Source organism: Streptomyces sp. NPDC043427, from assembly GCF_056436655.1.
Map to the genome: position 1 here is coordinate 41,418 of NZ_JBWKCC010000040.1, position 14,380 is coordinate 55,797.

Sequence of the window (14,380 nt, forward strand, 5' to 3'; positions counted from 1 at the left end):
TAGCTTGCTGCGAATGGTCGAGGTGTGTCAACGGGTCCGAATCAGACCGTCCAAATGTGGGGGGCGAAGCTCTACATGTGCCGCCTGGCGAACGCCACTTGCTGGAGGTGGCTGATGAACACCGCTTGCTCGTCGGGTGCGAGCGGAGCCAGGACGTCGGACTGGACTGTTTTAACCGGCTCCGCGAGGGCGTGCAGCGCTGTCCTCGCCGGAGCGGTGAGTCGGACCTGGGTTCTTCGCCGGTCGTTCGCTGCGGTCTCCTTGGTAACCCATCCCTGGGTGCTGAGCCGGGCCACGATGTCGGCGGTGCTCGACGTGTCCAGAGAGGCGGCCTCGCCGATTCGGGACTGGTCGGCGGCGCCCAGCTGTGCGACCGCGGCGAGCAGGGCGTACTGCGGCCCGGTCACGTCGGGGACGGCGGCGCTCCAGAGTGCGGTGTGCACCTGCTGGGCGCGGCGGATCAGGTATCCGGGGGTGGTGCGCATGAGCAGTACGCCGTCCTCGTACTGCTGTCCGGCGACGTCGGCCTCCTCGATGCGTGCGACCCGGCCCAGTCGTTCGATGAACTCCCGGCGGTCGGAGTGGCGAAGCGGGCTCAGGATGTCTTGTTGAACCGAGCGTGCAACCTCGGTGACCTCGGCCAGCCGATCCCATGATCCGCTGGTGAGGGTCAACAGACGGCGCCGACCGTCATCCGGATGGCGCACCCGCCGCACCCACCCTTTCCCGACAAGTCGGCTCACCACTGCGGCGACGGTCGACTTGTCCAGCGAGGCCAGCTGCCCGGCGCGCCGCTGGTCGACGTCGTCCCATCCGGCGATCGCCACCAGCGTCGCGTACTGCGGTCCCGTGAGGCTGTCGATTCGTGAGCCCCACAGCTCGGTGTGTACCTGCTGCGCCAGGCGCAGCAGGTGCCCTGGGGCGGTCGTAGGCGACACGACGGGTACCGGCGCGGGCGCTCGCCGGACGGCGCGTCCAGGGTCGCGGAATCTCACCGCTCCCGCTGAAACCGACTCGACCACGTCCTCAGCTCCGTCCTGGTGGAATACGTACACGGAGTATGTCGGATTGGAAATCGAGTTCTGTCCATTGCGGACCGCTGGCGCGTAGCTTGCACCTCGATACTCCGTAAACATACTAATGGCCATGGGGCCTGTTGGGCAGCGATGTAGGCCGCTGGTGCGGGACCCGAAGGGTTGACGAACCTGCTGCCAGCCGGAGTCGCCGTGACATCGCCACCAGTCCACGGCCTCCACGAAGCCTTACGACGATCCGGCCGGCGGCCCGTCCATGCTGGGTACCATGCCCTGCGGCCTGACGACACCGCGTCCTCGTCACCTAACGTAACGTCGCTGCACTGGTCGCTCATGAGGCCGCGTCGAGCAGCTCGGCGCTCCCCTTGATTTTGCTGGCCGGGCTGGGTGGGTGCGCCACGTCTCCGTGCCTCCGTTTTGTCGGTCTTTTCCTATCCTGGCGTCCCAAACACGTCCCCAACGAGCCCGGAATGGACGCGCTGAAGGGGCAGGACCCGAATCCCGCCAGCTGAGGAAGGGGCCTCGAACCCTCGCAGAGCGGATTCGCATGCCAACGCGCAGAGGCTCCGTCCCGGGCGACATCCACGCCCCGAAGCCCGCGATGCGGGAACCTCAGCCGAGGCGTGGAGGAGTCTGCCCGGACGGCGGGAGAGTCGCTCTCCGCACGGGCCGGGCCGACGGCTGGGTGAAGTGGCGGGCGGCGGCCAGGAGAAGGAGCGCCAGGGCGGCCGGTACCGCGTAGGCGAGACGGAACTGGCCGGTGGAGCCGAGGAGGCCGCCCACTGCGCCACCGGTGATGACGCCGACGTAGTTGAAGAGGTTCAGGCGCGCCAGGACCACCTCCGAGGCAGCGGGGCGCAACCGTGCGGCGGAGGCCAGACACAGCGGAGCCAGGACGGACGCGCCCAGGCCCACCGTCCCGGCCGCAAGGACGGCGACCGGCCAGCTCGGAGCGGCGGCCATGCCTGTCAGGGCGCCCGCGACCAGCAGGGCCGCGGCGCGGACGACGGCGACTGCTCCGAACCGTTGCACCAGCCGATCGGTGGAGGCGCGACCGACGACCGTACCTGCCTGGTAGGCCGCGTACGCCAGCGGCGCGACCGTGAGGGACGCGGCGAGGCCCTGGCGCAGATAGACGGCCGACCAGGCCGAGACGGTGGAGTCGACGACGTAGACGACGAGGAGGACCAGGCCGAACGGGACGAGCCGGATCCACAGACGACGCCCCAGCGGCTGCTGCGCGACGGCGTCCGGCGACCCCGCGGAGGAGGCGGGCAGGGCGTACGTGCGCATGCGGACGGCGAGGAGCAACACGATCCCTGCCTGAACGCTCAGGCCGGCGGCTACGGGCCAGTCCAGCCGGGCGGCCCCGGCAGTGAGCAGGGCCGCGACCACACCGCCCACGCTCCATGCCGTGTAGAAGGAGCCGAAGATACTGCGGCCGTAGGCGCGTTCGATCGCCGCCGCCTGGGTGTTGACCCCGACATCGAGGGCACCGACAGCGAGCCCGAAGAGGATGTACGCGCAAATGGCGGTCGCCTCGTCGGGGGCCCACCCGATCAGCACCAGGGCGGCGGCGGCCGTCAGCACGGCACCGCGCATCGTGGCGAAAGGTCCGGCGCGGCGGATCGCGGCCAGGCCCAGGAAGCTGCCGCCCCCTGCCATCAGCGCCACCGCGACCATCAGGGTGGTCGTCAGGAGCGGAGTCAGTTTCAGGTGTTCGGTGACCGCGGGGACGGTCGTGTACACGGCGGCGACGGACAGACCTTGTACGGCGAACGCGAGGGTCGCGCCCCTGCGGGCGCCGGTCTTGGAAACCGGGTGCCCGGCCCCCGCCCGGGTTGGAGCGTTGAAGGACATGATGCTGTCGCGCCTTCATTCCTGTGTGCGCTGGGTGACCAGTCGAGGTCCAGCGAGTCGAATGGGTGCAGGTTCCGGAAACCGTAGCCAGACGCGGAAGGCAGGCTCAGGGCGCCAGGGGCCGTGGAGGGGACTTCGGCGGCCAGAGGCGTGCGCCGGACGTGCCGACTGCCTACGGTGGTCGTTGAGGAGAAGGTGAGTGCGATGCCCCTTGCCCCCGGCCCGGCGGACTCTCCCGGGACCAGCCGCAGCACGTCGGCGACGATCCAGCCGAACATCCTGCGCTGCCTGGTCGTGGTCGCCGACGAGCGCGGCATCGACCTGCGGCCCGTGTTGAAGCAGGTCGGGCTGGACGAGACAGTCATACGTTCCGCCGCGCTGCGGGTGTCGTACCGGCAGGGCAGCGCGGTGATCCGCCGCGCGGTGGAGCTCACCGGGGACGAGCGCCTGGGGCTGAAGGTCGGCGCGGCGCAGCACCTGACCGCGTGGGGCCTGCTCGGCTTCGCCCTGATGGCCGACGACACCTTGCGGCACGCCATCGGGACGGGGGTGAGGTACCAGAACCTGTCCGGGGCGATGGTCGTGTGGTCGGCCGGTGCGGGTGAGGACGACGGCGCCTTCGTGCTGCGCGCCGATCTTCCCGATCCCGCCATGGACCCGGTCGTGGCCTGCTTCCTGCTCGAGGAGGCCTTCGCCTCCGTGGTCACCCTGTCCAGGCTGGCCGTCAGTTTGGACTTCGCACCGAAGGTCGTGGAGTTCTCCTTTCCGTCACCCCGCCGACACGACCCGTTTGTCGCCCTGTTCGACTGTCCGGTCCGGTTCGACGCCCCCGCCAACCGCCTGGTCATCGACCCCGCGTGGGCCCGCACCCGGATGCCCGGCCGGGATCCGGTGAGCTACGCGTCGACTCTGGAGATACTCGACGCGCAGATGGCTTCCCGCCGTGACCAGCAGGATCTGCTGGAGGTGCTGGAGATCTCCGTTGCGCAGAGCCTCCCCTTGGCGCCTTCCTTCGGTGAGCAGGCGCGGCGGCATGCGACGAGCGAGCGGACGCTGCGCCGTCGGCTGGCCGAGTGCGGCACGACGTACGAGGCACTCGTCGAGGGAGTGCGCCGGGAGCGTGTGGAGCACTTGTTGCTCCGTCCGGAACTGACACTGCGCGACATCGCCCGCCAGGCCGGATTCTCCGACGAACGGGCGCTGCGCCGCGCGGTGCGCCGCTGGCACGGCACCTCACCGGTCCGTCTGCGGGAGCGGATGCTCAGGGACACGGGACGGTCGGAATGACGTATCGCCGTGTCAGCGGGTGCGGATCCAGACCGTCTTCTCCCGCGTCCACTGGTCGAAGGCATTGGTGGACTTCTCCACGCCACCGAATCCGGACTGCTTCCAACCGCCGAAAGGTGTGGTGATGTCGCCCTCGCTGTACGCGTTGACGGAGACCACGCCGGCCTCGATGCCGCGGGCCAGCCGCAGCGCGGTGTCGAGGTCGCGGGTCCACACCGAGGCGGCGAGTCCGTACTCGGTGGCGTTCGCCCTGCGTACTGCCTCGTCCTCGGAGGTGAAGGTCTCGACGGTGACGACGGGGCCGAAGAGCTCCTTGGTGAGAACGTCGCTGCCGGCGGGGGCGCGGGTGATCACGGTGGGCGGGTAGTAGGCGCCGCGCGGAGGCAGCCCGTGCGGGAGTCCCCCGGTGTGGATCTGGGCTCCGCCTGCCCGTGCGGCCTCCACGGCCCCCGCGACCCGTTCGAAGGCAGCGTGGTCGATGAGCGGCCCCATCTGCGTGCGCGGGTCGGCCGGATCACCGATGACCAGCTCTCTCGCCGCGGCCGTGAACCGCTCGACGACCTCCTCGGCGATACCGCGGTGCACCAGCACCCGGGAACCGGCCGTGCAGTTCTGCCCCATGGTCAGGAACGCGGCTTCGATCATGTTGTCGATGAGCTCGTCGCCGTAGGAGAGCGCGTCGGACATGAGCACCTGGGGGCTCTTGCCGCCCATCTCCAGTGATACGCGCTTGAAGTTGCTGTCGGCGGCGGCCGTGAGGATGCGGCGGCCGGTCGCGGTGGACCCGGTGAAGGAGAGCGCCCCCACCAGGGGGTCGCGGGCCAGGGCCGCTCCGGCTGTCCGGCCGTACCCCGGCAGCACCGTGAGCACTCCGTCGGGCAGGCCGGCCTCGGTCGCGAGTTCGGCCAGGTGCAGGGCCGAGCGCGGGGTCGCCTCGGCGGGCTTGACGAGCAGGCAGTTGCCCGCGGCCAGGGCCGGTCCGACCTTCCAGGCGGTCATGGCGAGCGGGTAGTTCCACGGCAGAATCGCCGCGACGACCCCGACCGGTTCGCGGCTCATGAGACCGAGAGCATCCGGCCCGCTCGGCGCGAGGCGGCCGAACACCTTGTCTGCAGCCTCGGCGAACCAGCGGATCGACCCGATCGCCCCCGGCACGTCGCCCGTACGGCACTCCGTGATCGGCTTGCCCGCGTCCTCGCTGTCCAGCCGGGCGAGGATCTCGGCGTCGCGTTCCATCAGGTCGGCCAGCCGCAGCAGCACCGCGCCGCGCTCCCGGGCCGGCAGCCGCGACCACACCCCCGCCTCGTGGACCTGCCGGGCCTGCTCGGCCGCCTTGGCGACGTCTTCGGCGCTCGCTGCGGCCAGGAAGGTGATCGGCTCGCCGGTGGCGGGGTTGACGACCTGCAGCATCTCGTTCGTGGTCATGCTTCCTCCACCAGCTCCCAGCGCCCGTCGGTCCGGCGGGCCAGTCCGCGTCGGCGGAGATCTTCGAGATAACGGGCCATACCGCGGTCACCGCGCTTGCGGAACAGCGGGAAAACCTTGGGCAGCAGGTTCGGCATGAGCATCGCGAACCGCACCAGACGGGACTCGCCGGGCCGGGGGTAGGCCTCCAGGCGGGGCTTGTCCAGCAGGCTCACCACGGCCGCGACGACGTCGGCGGGCTGCTGCGGTGAGTCCTGGAACTGCAGGGAGTTCCCGCCGTCCACGGCCTCCTGACGCAGCATCCGGGTGTCGGTCGCCGACGGCAGCACCGACCCGGCCAGAATGCCCTTGCTCGGCAGGTCGAGACCGATGGCGAGCATCGCGCCCCGCAGCCCGAACTTGGACGCCGTGTAGATCGGGGTCTCGCCCAGCGGGAAGATCCCGCCGAGCGAGACTGTCGTGACCACCCGGGCGTCCCGGGAGGCCCGCAGGAGGGGGATCGCGATCCGGGTGGTGACCAGTGGGGAGGTCAGGTTGAGGCCGATCTCCCGCTCGATGCTCTCGACGCTACGGACATCGAAGCGTTCCGCGCTGGTCATGCCCACGTTGTTGACGAGCACGTCGAGGCGGCCGTAGACCTCGGCGACCAGCTCGAACACCCGCTCCACCTGGGCGCGGTCCATCAGGTCACAGCCGAGGCCGGTGTGCCCGGCACCGGGAAGCTCCGCGGCCACGGTCTTGGCACGGGTCTCGTCGATGTCGACGACGACGCACCGGGCACCGCCGGAGGCGAAGCGGCGGCACAGCGCGCTGCCGATGCCGCCCGCGCCGCCGGTCACCAGCATGACCTTGTCGGTGTAGTCGAACCCGCTCATGCCGCGCTGCCTTCCTTGACAGCGCGCAGGGACCGCACCGGCGGCGGCTGGCCCTCGGTACGCCAGCCCATGTCGCGCGCGACCTTGCCCAGGTACTTCACGAGCGCCCCGCTGTCGACGTAGCCGGTGTGGCGGGGCGAATCGACGAACTTCAGCCCGCCGGACAGATCCGGGCGGTCGGCGCGGATCATCTGGGTGAACCGTTCAGCGTTCCGCAGCCGGTGCCGCGCGTCGTGGATATACCCGGCGATCAGCTGCGCCTGGGTGTCGAAGAGTCGGTACGCACCGGAGTTGGTCTCCACGAAGCCGATGCCGAACAGGCCCAGGTGCTCGCGTGAGAACGACGACAAGTACAGGTCGGGGTGCTGCTCGTCGCCGAAATACTGCTGCGCGACCGGCACTTTGTGGACGTAGCCCGTGGCCAGCAGGATGAGATCGAAGTCGTCGCTCGTGCCGTCGGTGAAGTGCACGGTTCTGCCCTCGGCACGGGCGATCCCGGGCCTGGCGGTGATGTCGCCGTGCTGGAGGTGGTGGATCAGCATCGAGTTGATGGCCGGGTGGGTCTCGAACAGCTTGTGGTCCGGCTTCGGCAGCCCCAGCCGCGTCGGGTCGCCGTTGATGATGCGCAGGACGGCACCGAAGATCCGCTGCGCCAGCCACATCGGCAGGTGCGGCCCGCTGCCGGCGATGGTGTCCACCGGCCGGCCGAAGAGGTGCTTGGGGATGAACCAGTAGCCGCGCCGCATGCTGATCACCGCGTGGTCGGCACTCCGGGCGGCGTCGCAGGCGATGTCGCAGCCGGAGTTCCCCGCGCCCACGACCAGGACGCGCTTGCCGCGCAGCTCCTCCGCGTTGCGGTAGCCGACGGTGTGCCGGACCTCACCATTGAACTCCCCAGGAAGCTCGGGGATGTTGGGGTGCCACTGCGAGCCCGTACACACGACGACCTGCCCGTGCACGCTTTCGCGGCCGTCGGCCCGGGTGACCGTCCAGGTGCCGTCCGCGTTCTTCTCGACGCTCTCGACCTCGACGCCGAACTCGATCCGGTCCGTCAGCCCGTAGGCGTCGGCGAAGGAGCGCAGGTACGACAGGATCTGCCGGTGCGGCGGGTAGTCGGCGAAGTCGTCGGGCATCGGAAAGCCGCTGAAGCCCGACAGGGTCCTGCTGGAGATGAAGTGGGCCGATTCGTACATCGGGCTGCCGGGATTGTCGATGTCCCAGATGCCGCCGGGCCCGGTGTGCCGCTCAAGATGCGTGTACGGCAGATTCCGCTCCGCCAGTGCCCTGGCGACCGCCAGCCCGGCAGGCCCCGCCCCGATCACGCACGTATCAAACTGGCTTTCCTTCACGGGCCTGCCTCCTCGTTCGTCCCGCTTCACGGGTGTTCAAGGAAACGTATTCACCCGCCGTTCAGCGGGAACTGACCCGCGCGGCCACGGACCGGACCTCAGCGGCCGCGCCACGACATCCGGCTGCGAGCAACCTGACTTGTTCGGGTGACTTCATCGTGCGACTCAGTCGGTATGATGCGGTCATGGCTCACGTTCCCGCGGCCGAGCGCCGCCCTCAACTGATCAAAGCGGCCATCGACTTCATGACGAGGGAAGGAGTCGCGGCCGGAAGCACCCGTGCCATCGCCGCCGAGCTGGGGGTTGCTCAGGCCACGGTGCATTACACCTTCGGCACGAAGGAAGGGCTGTACCGCGCCGTCATGGAGCAGCTCACGCAGGACCTGATCACTCAGGTCGAGCAGGCCGCACCGGCCGACGTCGGCTTCGAGGAAACGGCCAGTACGCTTGCCGCCGCCCTGTGGCGGACGGTGCGCGAGCAGCCCGCCAGTCATCAGCTGCTCACGGAACTGACCATGTTCGCGCTCCGCTCACCCGCCCTGAGCGAGGCACTGGAGAGCCACTATCGGGGCGTGAGCGAGGTGACGGCGAGGCTGGTGACCGAAGCGGCCGAGCGCACCGGCCTGATCCTTGCCCAGCCTGCGGAAACGATTGCGCGGTTCTTCCTCGCCGGCTTCGACGGGCTCACGATGCAACGTCTCTCCCACCCCGACGAGGAGGCCGAGCACACCTGCCTGCAGGCCTTCGTATCCGCCGTGGTGGCCATGGCCGGCGGTCGGCTGGACCTGGTGCCCGCTCCTGCGAGCTGACATGGTTTGCGAGGAACTTTGCCGGTCACCGCACTGGTCGCGCGTGTTGGGCGCCTCGGAACGGATCAGGGTGTTCAGGTTGGCGATCGAGGTACGCATGTTCGCGCGCATGCCCGGTTGCTGTATCCAGTCGAGCTCCAGCCCCAGGGGGCCGAGGCCGGTGGCGTATTCCACCTTGTAGGTCATCCGCGCGGCCTCCCTGCCGTCCGCGCCCGGGGCTCGGCTGGAACTCGAAGTTGCTGGTCACGTTCTTCGGCGGAGCGAACCTGACGCCGGTGTCGACGCGGCACCTCATGGGGTCGATCTCCACCACGGTCCACACCTCGGTGCGCAGCGGGCCGAGGGCGCGGTTGCGTTCGGCGTAGGTCCTGCCCACGGCGGCGATGCCGTGGTGGTCGGTGGCCTCGATGGCGTCGGCGACCCATCCGGCGTACCGGTCGGTGCGGGAGATGACCTCCCGGACCCGCTCGACGGGAGCCTCGATGACAGAGCGTTCGCTGACCTGGTGGGTAGTGATCTTTCTTCATCGCTCGGCTCTGGTGTTCTGTCGTTCAGCTCTAGTGCAGGAGTTCGGTAGCGGCGTGCTTGCCGGAGCGGACCGCGTTGTCCATGAGGCCGTTCCGGTAGGGGGAGGAACTCGGACCCCGCCCAGTGCACGCGACCGAACTTCCGGCCCATCCACTCCCCGTACTCGGTAAGCACCCCGGGGCGGCGACGGACGTCGGGCCGCCCTGGGTCCATTGCTCGGCGGCCCAGTCCTGCTCGACGTAGTCGACGGTGTCGAAGGCACGCTCGCCGACGACGTGGACGAAGGAGCGCAGCACCGCTTCGCGGCGCTCGCCCACCGGGCGGTGCGCCCACCTGCGCCATTCCCTGCCGCCGAGGAAACCCATGAGCACGCCCGGTCCACCGTCGGGCGGGTTGTTGTCCAACATATGGGAGAACCGACACGCAGCAGACCCATGCCGGAATGGCCCTCCGCCCGCCAGAACGGTGTGTCGTGGACGGCCACGCGCTTGTGGGTCACACCGACCTTCTTTGCCAGCGCCAAGATGTGGTCCTGGGTAGGGCCGACGAACTGCCTGCTGATCTAGGTGTACTGCCCGGGGACGTTGGTCAACCTGGTGATGGGTGGTTTGCCGCCGGTCGCGGTGTGGGGGCGGTGGTGATTGTAGTGATGGAGCCAGGCCGGCAGGGCTTTACGGCGGGCTGACTCGCTGGTGTAGAAGCGTCCCAGTGCCCAGCCGTCCGCGAGGGTGCGGTGGAAGCGTTCGACCTTGCCGTTCGTCTGCGGCCGGTAGGGCCGGGTCTTCTTCGGCGTGATCCCGAGCTCGTCGCAGGCCCGGGACCAGTGCCGGGAGCGGTAGGCCGAGCCGTTGTCGGTCAGGACCCGCTCGATGCTCACCCCGCGGGCGGCGAACCAGCTGACCGCACGGCGCAGGACGTCGACTGCGGTGGCGGCCGTCTCGTCATCGCAGATCTCGGCGTGGGCGACGCGGGAGTGGTCGTCGACGACGGTGTGGACGAATGCGGTCCCCAGCAACGGTCCGCGGTACTTGTTCCGGGGCCTGTCGGGTGTTGCGGCACGGTTCCTTCGGCCCTGGACGCGTCCGACATAACGCCAGCCTCCGCCGTCGGGGACGTTCCCGAGCTTCTTGACGTCGATGTGGAGCATTGCGCCGGGGTGATCGTGTTCATAGCGGCGGACCGGCTCGCCGGTGACGCGGTCGACGTGGGACAGCCGGTTGATTCGGCACCGGGTCAGGACTGCGTGGACGGTCGAGGCGGGCATGCCCAGCCGCCCGGCGATCTGGACCGGGCCCAGCCGCTGTTTCCAGCGCAGATGCACGATCCGGCGGCCCTGCGGCTGTGTGGTCCGGGCCGGGCTGTGGTGAGGCCGTGAGGACCGGTCGAGCATTGCGGCCGGACCGGACTCGGCGTAACGGTCGGCCCACCGCTTGGCGGTGGGCCAGGACACGTCATAGCGCTCGGCTGCACGGGCGACCGGCCACCCGTCATCGACGATCAGGCGTGCCAGGCGCAAACGGGCACGAGGCGTCAAAGCAGCGTTAGCGTGAGACACGAAGGCCTCCTGGTTGGCGGAGCGGTTCCTCGACAGCTCCACTCCACAACCGGAGGCCTTCACCCGTCACCCGATTCAGACGATGTCAGAGCACAAACTCGACCAACCTGCCTGGGCAGTACATCTAGGTCACTTGACCGTCACGCAGGTCGTGGTTGAGCAGCCGCCCGCCGACCCGGTCGCGGGCCTCCGGAGCAGCCACGGAGTTGCCTGCCGCGACGAGCTCTCACGCTGCGGTGAGCCCGGCCAGTCCCGCACCGATCACGACGGGGTCGGCCTGTCGGCTCCATTGGCCGTTGGCGGCTCGCGTGCCGCGCGTACTGGTCATGATCACTCCTTGACTCACAGCGGGGAAGCGGTCGGCAAACCACATGCGGATGACATGGTCAAGTGACGATGTCGCCAGATCCAATCACACGAAAACGCCATCTGACCTGGCGTGGCAATAGTGACGCAGGTTATAGGCGATTGACTCGGTCGTTTGACTTGAGCGGGTGATAAAGTCGGTCGCACCGAGCGAGGCACCCATCGGCTCCGACAGGTCGCGCGGCTGCCGTCACGTGGCCGGAGTCCGACCCTGTGCCCTCCGCTTCCCCCGCCCACGTCCGCTGCCCGGGTGCGGGGATCGCCACCGTTTAGGGAGTTCGTCATGGCCGTCCTGCTCCACCGGCTGGGTCACAGCGCCTACCGGCACCGAAAGCTCGTCCTGGGACTGTGGCTCTTCGTCCTGGCCGCGCTCATCACCTGCGTCAGCGTCTTCAGCGGCAAGCTCGACGACCGCTTCTCGGTGCCCGGCACCGAGTCGCAGCGTGCGCTGGACAGCCTGAGCAAGACCCTCCCGGATGCCTCGGGTGCCAACGCGCAGATCGTCATCACGGCCCCCACGGGCCACCAGGTCACCGAAGCCCCCTACGCCGCGGCCATCGCCCGGACCGTGGCGGAGGCCAAGAAGGCTCCCCAGGTCAGCGAGGTCGTCGGCCCCCGGGACTCCGGCGCCGTCTCGGCCGACCGGACCACGGCGATCGTCCAGGTCCAGTACCCCGTCCAGAACGCTCAGGTCCGCACCTCATCCGTGGACGCGATCGAGAAGACGGCCGAAGCGGCGGAGAAGGACGGGCTGAAGACCTCGGTGGGCGGCTCCGTCTACAGCAGCCAAGGCCTCCACGTCGGCCCGTCGGAGATCATCGGCGTGGCCGTGGCCCTGCTGGTCCTCGTCGTGACGTTCGGCTCACTGCTGGCCGCGGGCATGGCACTGGTGCCCGCGCTCATCGGTGTGGCAGTCGGACTGGCCGGGCTACTCGCCCTGGCGCCCGCGGTCAGCATCTCCTCGACCGCCGTCACACTCGCCCTCATGCTGGGCCTGGCCGTCGGCATCGACTACGTGCTGTTCATCCTGTCGCGCCACCGACAGCAACTGGCCCGCGGAACCGACCCGAAGGAATCCATCGCGCTGGCCACCGGCACGGCCGGAAGCGCCGTGGTCTTCGCCGGCACCACCGTGATCATCGCGCTCGCCGCGCTGAGCATCATCGGCATCCCGTTCCTGACGGTCATGGGTCTCGGGGCCGCCGGAGCCGTACTCATCGCCGTACTGGCGGCGGTCACCCTCGTGCCCGCCGTCGCGGGATTCGCCGGCTCCCGGCTCACTCCCCAGCCCAACAGCCGCGCCGCCCGGCGTGCCGCCGACACCGAGGGGTCCACCGGCCACGCCACCATGGGCACCCGCTGGACCAAGTGGGTCATCGCCAAGCCGCTGCTGACGGTGCTCGCGGTGGCGGGCATCCTGGCGACCCTCGCCTTGCCCGCCATGGACATGCGCCTCTCCCTTCCCGACAACGGCTCCGCCCCGCACTCCTCCACCGAGCGCAAGGCCTACGACACGATTAGCGACAAGTTCGGTTCCGGCTTCAACGGCCCGCTCCTCGTCCTGGCCGAGACCGAGAACGGCACGACTGCCGCGAGCGCATCGGCCGGCGCGCGGGTGGCCCAGAAGCTCCAGACCCTAGAGAACGTCAAGGCCGTCCTCCCGCCTCAGCCCACCAGCGACCCGGCACAGAGCGTCATCACCGTCCTGCCCGCCTCCGGTCCGGACAGCGTCCGCACCGACCAACTCGTCCGTGACATCCGCAAGGCCGCGCCCGACATCCGTGACACGACCGGCGCCTCCGTCTCGGTCACCGGCACCACCGCCGTCAACATCGACGTCTCCAACCGGCTCAGCGACTCCCTGCTGCCCTTCGTCGCCATCGTCGTCGGCCTCAGCCTGCTCCTGCTGATGATCGTCTTCCGGTCGCTGGTCATCCCCGTCAAGGCCGCTGTCGGCTTCCTGCTCTCGGTCGGCGCCTCGCTCGGTCTGGTCGTTGCCGTCTTCCAGTGGGGCTGGCTGGCCGACATCCTCGGGGTGCCCCACAGCGGCCCGGTCGTCAGCTTCCTGCCGATCATTCTGATCGGTGTGCTGTTCGGACTGGCCATGGACTACGAGGTGTTCCTCGTATCCGGTATGCGCGAGGAATGGGCTCACACGGGCCGAGCACGCCAATCGGTCGTCGACGGCGCACGCCACAGTGTGCGGGTCGTCACCGCCGCCGCCCTGATCATGTTCACCGTCTTCGCCGGGTTCTTCCCTCTCGACGACTCCCTGATCAAACCCATCGCGTTCGCCCTCGCCGTGGGCGTGGTCATCGATGCCTTCGCCGTCCGCATGACGCTCGTACCGGCAGTACTCGCTCTCGCCGGCCGGGGCGCCTGGTGGCTACCGGGCTGGCTGGACAGGGGCCTGCCCGACCTCGACGTCGAAGGAACCAGCCTCCAGAAGGCTCCGGCTCATGCTTCGGCGACAGACCGCAAGGAACCAGAGCGTCTCCTGAGGAACCCTGCCCTCAGATCATCCGGGGGCTCGCGACACACCGGACGCCGTGAGCCCACTCCCGGCCGGCATGACCCCCAGGGCGCCCCGAAGGACAAACGATGCACCGGGCACTGCTGACAGACGGCCCCGCACTGGAGGAGGCCCTGGCCGACGGCGACCGCCTCGCCCCCTACCATCCGCCACCGCCGTCAGGCAGCAGCCTTGAAACGTTGGGTTTCCCTGCGTCCTGCGAGCGTCCCGGATGGGCCACTTCAGCTGCCACAGCCTTCGTCCTTCGAGCTTGTGTGTACGTTCCCCTGTTGCGGAAGGTCGTGTTGCGCACGGAGCGGGCTGACTTATGGATGAGTGGCGTCTGTTCCGGACGCGGGTCGGTGGTGACCCAGATGGTGGTCGAAACGATGTGCGGGCTCCTGGGGCGACTTGGCCGAGCGGGAGCGCGGGCTCGGGATCCGGTCCGGACAGCCGATCCTCCTAGCCCCGGACGGCCGCGTTGATCCCCGGTTGAGCACCGTCTTCCGACATCGGGACTTCGCCCGGAAGGCCGAGGGCACCAAGGAGACGTACGCGCCGGACTACCGGCTGTTTTTCACCTACTTGTAGCGCCGCGGACTTCGTTGGGAGGAGGCGACGACGGAAGCGCTGGAGAACTGGCGGCTGCGTGGCGAGGGGCACCCGTCTCCGAACGGTGGGGCGAAGTGGGCGCGGGAGTTGGCCGCGCTCGGGTTGTTCTACAAGATCGCCGTCAGGCTGGGCTTCATGCAGGCATCCCCCGTGCTCACGCACACGGTG

11 protein-coding genes are annotated in these 14,380 nt (G+C 69.3%); 3 read left to right on the forward strand and 8 right to left on the reverse strand.

Annotation, left to right across the window (positions count from 1 at the left end; all coding sequences use genetic code 11):
- Positions 1–71 precede the first annotated feature (71 nt).
- Together AC067M_RS41030 and AC067M_RS41035 are read right to left on the reverse strand one after the other, a co-directional pair.
- Positions 72–938: a MarR family winged helix-turn-helix transcriptional regulator gene (locus AC067M_RS41030; RefSeq protein WP_478702104.1), complete on the reverse strand. Its 867-nt coding sequence runs from the start codon at positions 936–938 to the stop codon at positions 72–74.
- 708 nt (positions 939–1,646) lie between these two features.
- Entirely contained in the window at positions 1,647–2,894 is a 1,248-nt protein-coding gene (locus AC067M_RS41035) for an MFS transporter (RefSeq protein ID WP_478702105.1), read from the reverse strand.
- A gap of 204 nt (positions 2,895–3,098) precedes the next feature.
- Between AC067M_RS41035 and AC067M_RS41040 the strand changes: the two genes are divergently transcribed.
- Positions 3,099–4,181 (forward strand): AraC family transcriptional regulator, encoded by a 1,083-nt coding sequence (locus AC067M_RS41040; RefSeq protein WP_478702106.1) that lies wholly within the window; start codon positions 3,099–3,101, stop codon positions 4,179–4,181.
- Positions 4,182–4,193: 12 nt separating this feature from the next.
- On the opposite strand, the gene AC067M_RS41045 is transcribed toward AC067M_RS41040, so the two are convergent.
- From AC067M_RS41045 to AC067M_RS41055, 3 genes are read right to left on the reverse strand one after another with little or no spacing between them, the layout of a single operon-like run.
- Positions 4,194–5,606, reverse strand: a complete 1,413-nt coding sequence (locus AC067M_RS41045) for an aldehyde dehydrogenase family protein (RefSeq protein WP_478702107.1) — start codon at positions 5,604–5,606, stop codon at positions 4,194–4,196.
- Positions 5,603–6,481: an SDR family NAD(P)-dependent oxidoreductase gene (locus AC067M_RS41050; protein WP_478702108.1), complete on the reverse strand. Its 879-nt coding sequence runs from the start codon at positions 6,479–6,481 to the stop codon at positions 5,603–5,605. Before AC067M_RS41050 ends, AC067M_RS41045 begins: the two co-directional genes overlap by 4 nt.
- Positions 6,478–7,830, reverse strand: a complete 1,353-nt coding sequence (locus tag AC067M_RS41055) for a flavin-containing monooxygenase (protein ID WP_478702109.1) — start codon at positions 7,828–7,830, stop codon at positions 6,478–6,480. The genes AC067M_RS41050 and AC067M_RS41055 overlap by 4 nt, the downstream gene beginning before the upstream one ends.
- 185 nt (positions 7,831–8,015) lie before the next feature.
- On the opposite strand from AC067M_RS41055, the gene AC067M_RS41060 reads away from it, so the two are divergent.
- Positions 8,016–8,639, forward strand: a complete 624-nt coding sequence (locus AC067M_RS41060) for a TetR/AcrR family transcriptional regulator (RefSeq protein ID WP_478702110.1) — start codon at positions 8,016–8,018, stop codon at positions 8,637–8,639.
- A 25-nt stretch (positions 8,640–8,664) separates the two neighbouring features.
- Here the strand turns inward: AC067M_RS41060 and AC067M_RS41065 are convergent, their stop codons facing one another.
- From AC067M_RS41065 to AC067M_RS41075, 3 genes are all read right to left on the reverse strand, one after another.
- On the reverse strand, positions 8,665–9,156 hold the full coding sequence (locus tag AC067M_RS41065) for an SRPBCC family protein (RefSeq protein WP_478702144.1): 492 nt from the start codon (positions 9,154–9,156) through the stop codon (positions 8,665–8,667).
- A 40-nt stretch (positions 9,157–9,196) separates the two neighbouring features.
- Positions 9,197–9,574, reverse strand: a complete 378-nt coding sequence (locus AC067M_RS41070; RefSeq protein WP_478702111.1) for an FAD-dependent oxidoreductase — start codon at positions 9,572–9,574, stop codon at positions 9,197–9,199.
- A gap of 155 nt (positions 9,575–9,729) precedes the next feature.
- The gene (locus AC067M_RS41075) at positions 9,730–10,722 is read right to left on the reverse strand and encodes an IS481 family transposase (protein WP_478702112.1); all 993 of its coding nucleotides are present in this window, start codon (positions 10,720–10,722) and stop codon (positions 9,730–9,732) included.
- 649 nt (positions 10,723–11,371) lie between these two features.
- Here AC067M_RS41075 and AC067M_RS41080 point away from each other — a divergent pair.
- A complete protein-coding gene (locus tag AC067M_RS41080; RefSeq protein ID WP_478702113.1) occupies positions 11,372–13,708 on the forward strand; it encodes an MMPL family transporter in 2,337 nt (778 codons plus the stop codon).
- The last annotated feature ends 672 nt before the right edge of the window (positions 13,709–14,380 follow it).

Excerpts from the sequence above, each read along its gene's own strand:
- AC067M_RS41035 (WP_478702105.1), bottom strand. The coding sequence starts at position 2,894 with ATGTCCTTCAACGCTCCAACCCGGGCGGGGGCCGGGCACCCGGTTTCC.
- AC067M_RS41060 (WP_478702110.1), top strand. The coding sequence starts at position 8,016 with ATGGCTCACGTTCCCGCGGCCGAGCGCCGCCCTCAACTGATCAAAGCG.
- AC067M_RS41045 (WP_478702107.1), bottom strand. The coding sequence starts at position 5,606 with ATGACCACGAACGAGATGCTGCAGGTCGTCAACCCCGCCACCGGCGAG.
- AC067M_RS41070 (WP_478702111.1), bottom strand. The coding sequence starts at position 9,574 with ATGTTGGACAACAACCCGCCCGACGGTGGACCGGGCGTGCTCATGGGT.
- AC067M_RS41040 (WP_478702106.1), top strand. The coding sequence starts at position 3,099 with ATGCCCCTTGCCCCCGGCCCGGCGGACTCTCCCGGGACCAGCCGCAGC.
- AC067M_RS41080 (WP_478702113.1), top strand. The coding sequence starts at position 11,372 with ATGGCCGTCCTGCTCCACCGGCTGGGTCACAGCGCCTACCGGCACCGA.
- AC067M_RS41050 (WP_478702108.1), bottom strand. The coding sequence starts at position 6,481 with ATGAGCGGGTTCGACTACACCGACAAGGTCATGCTGGTGACCGGCGGC.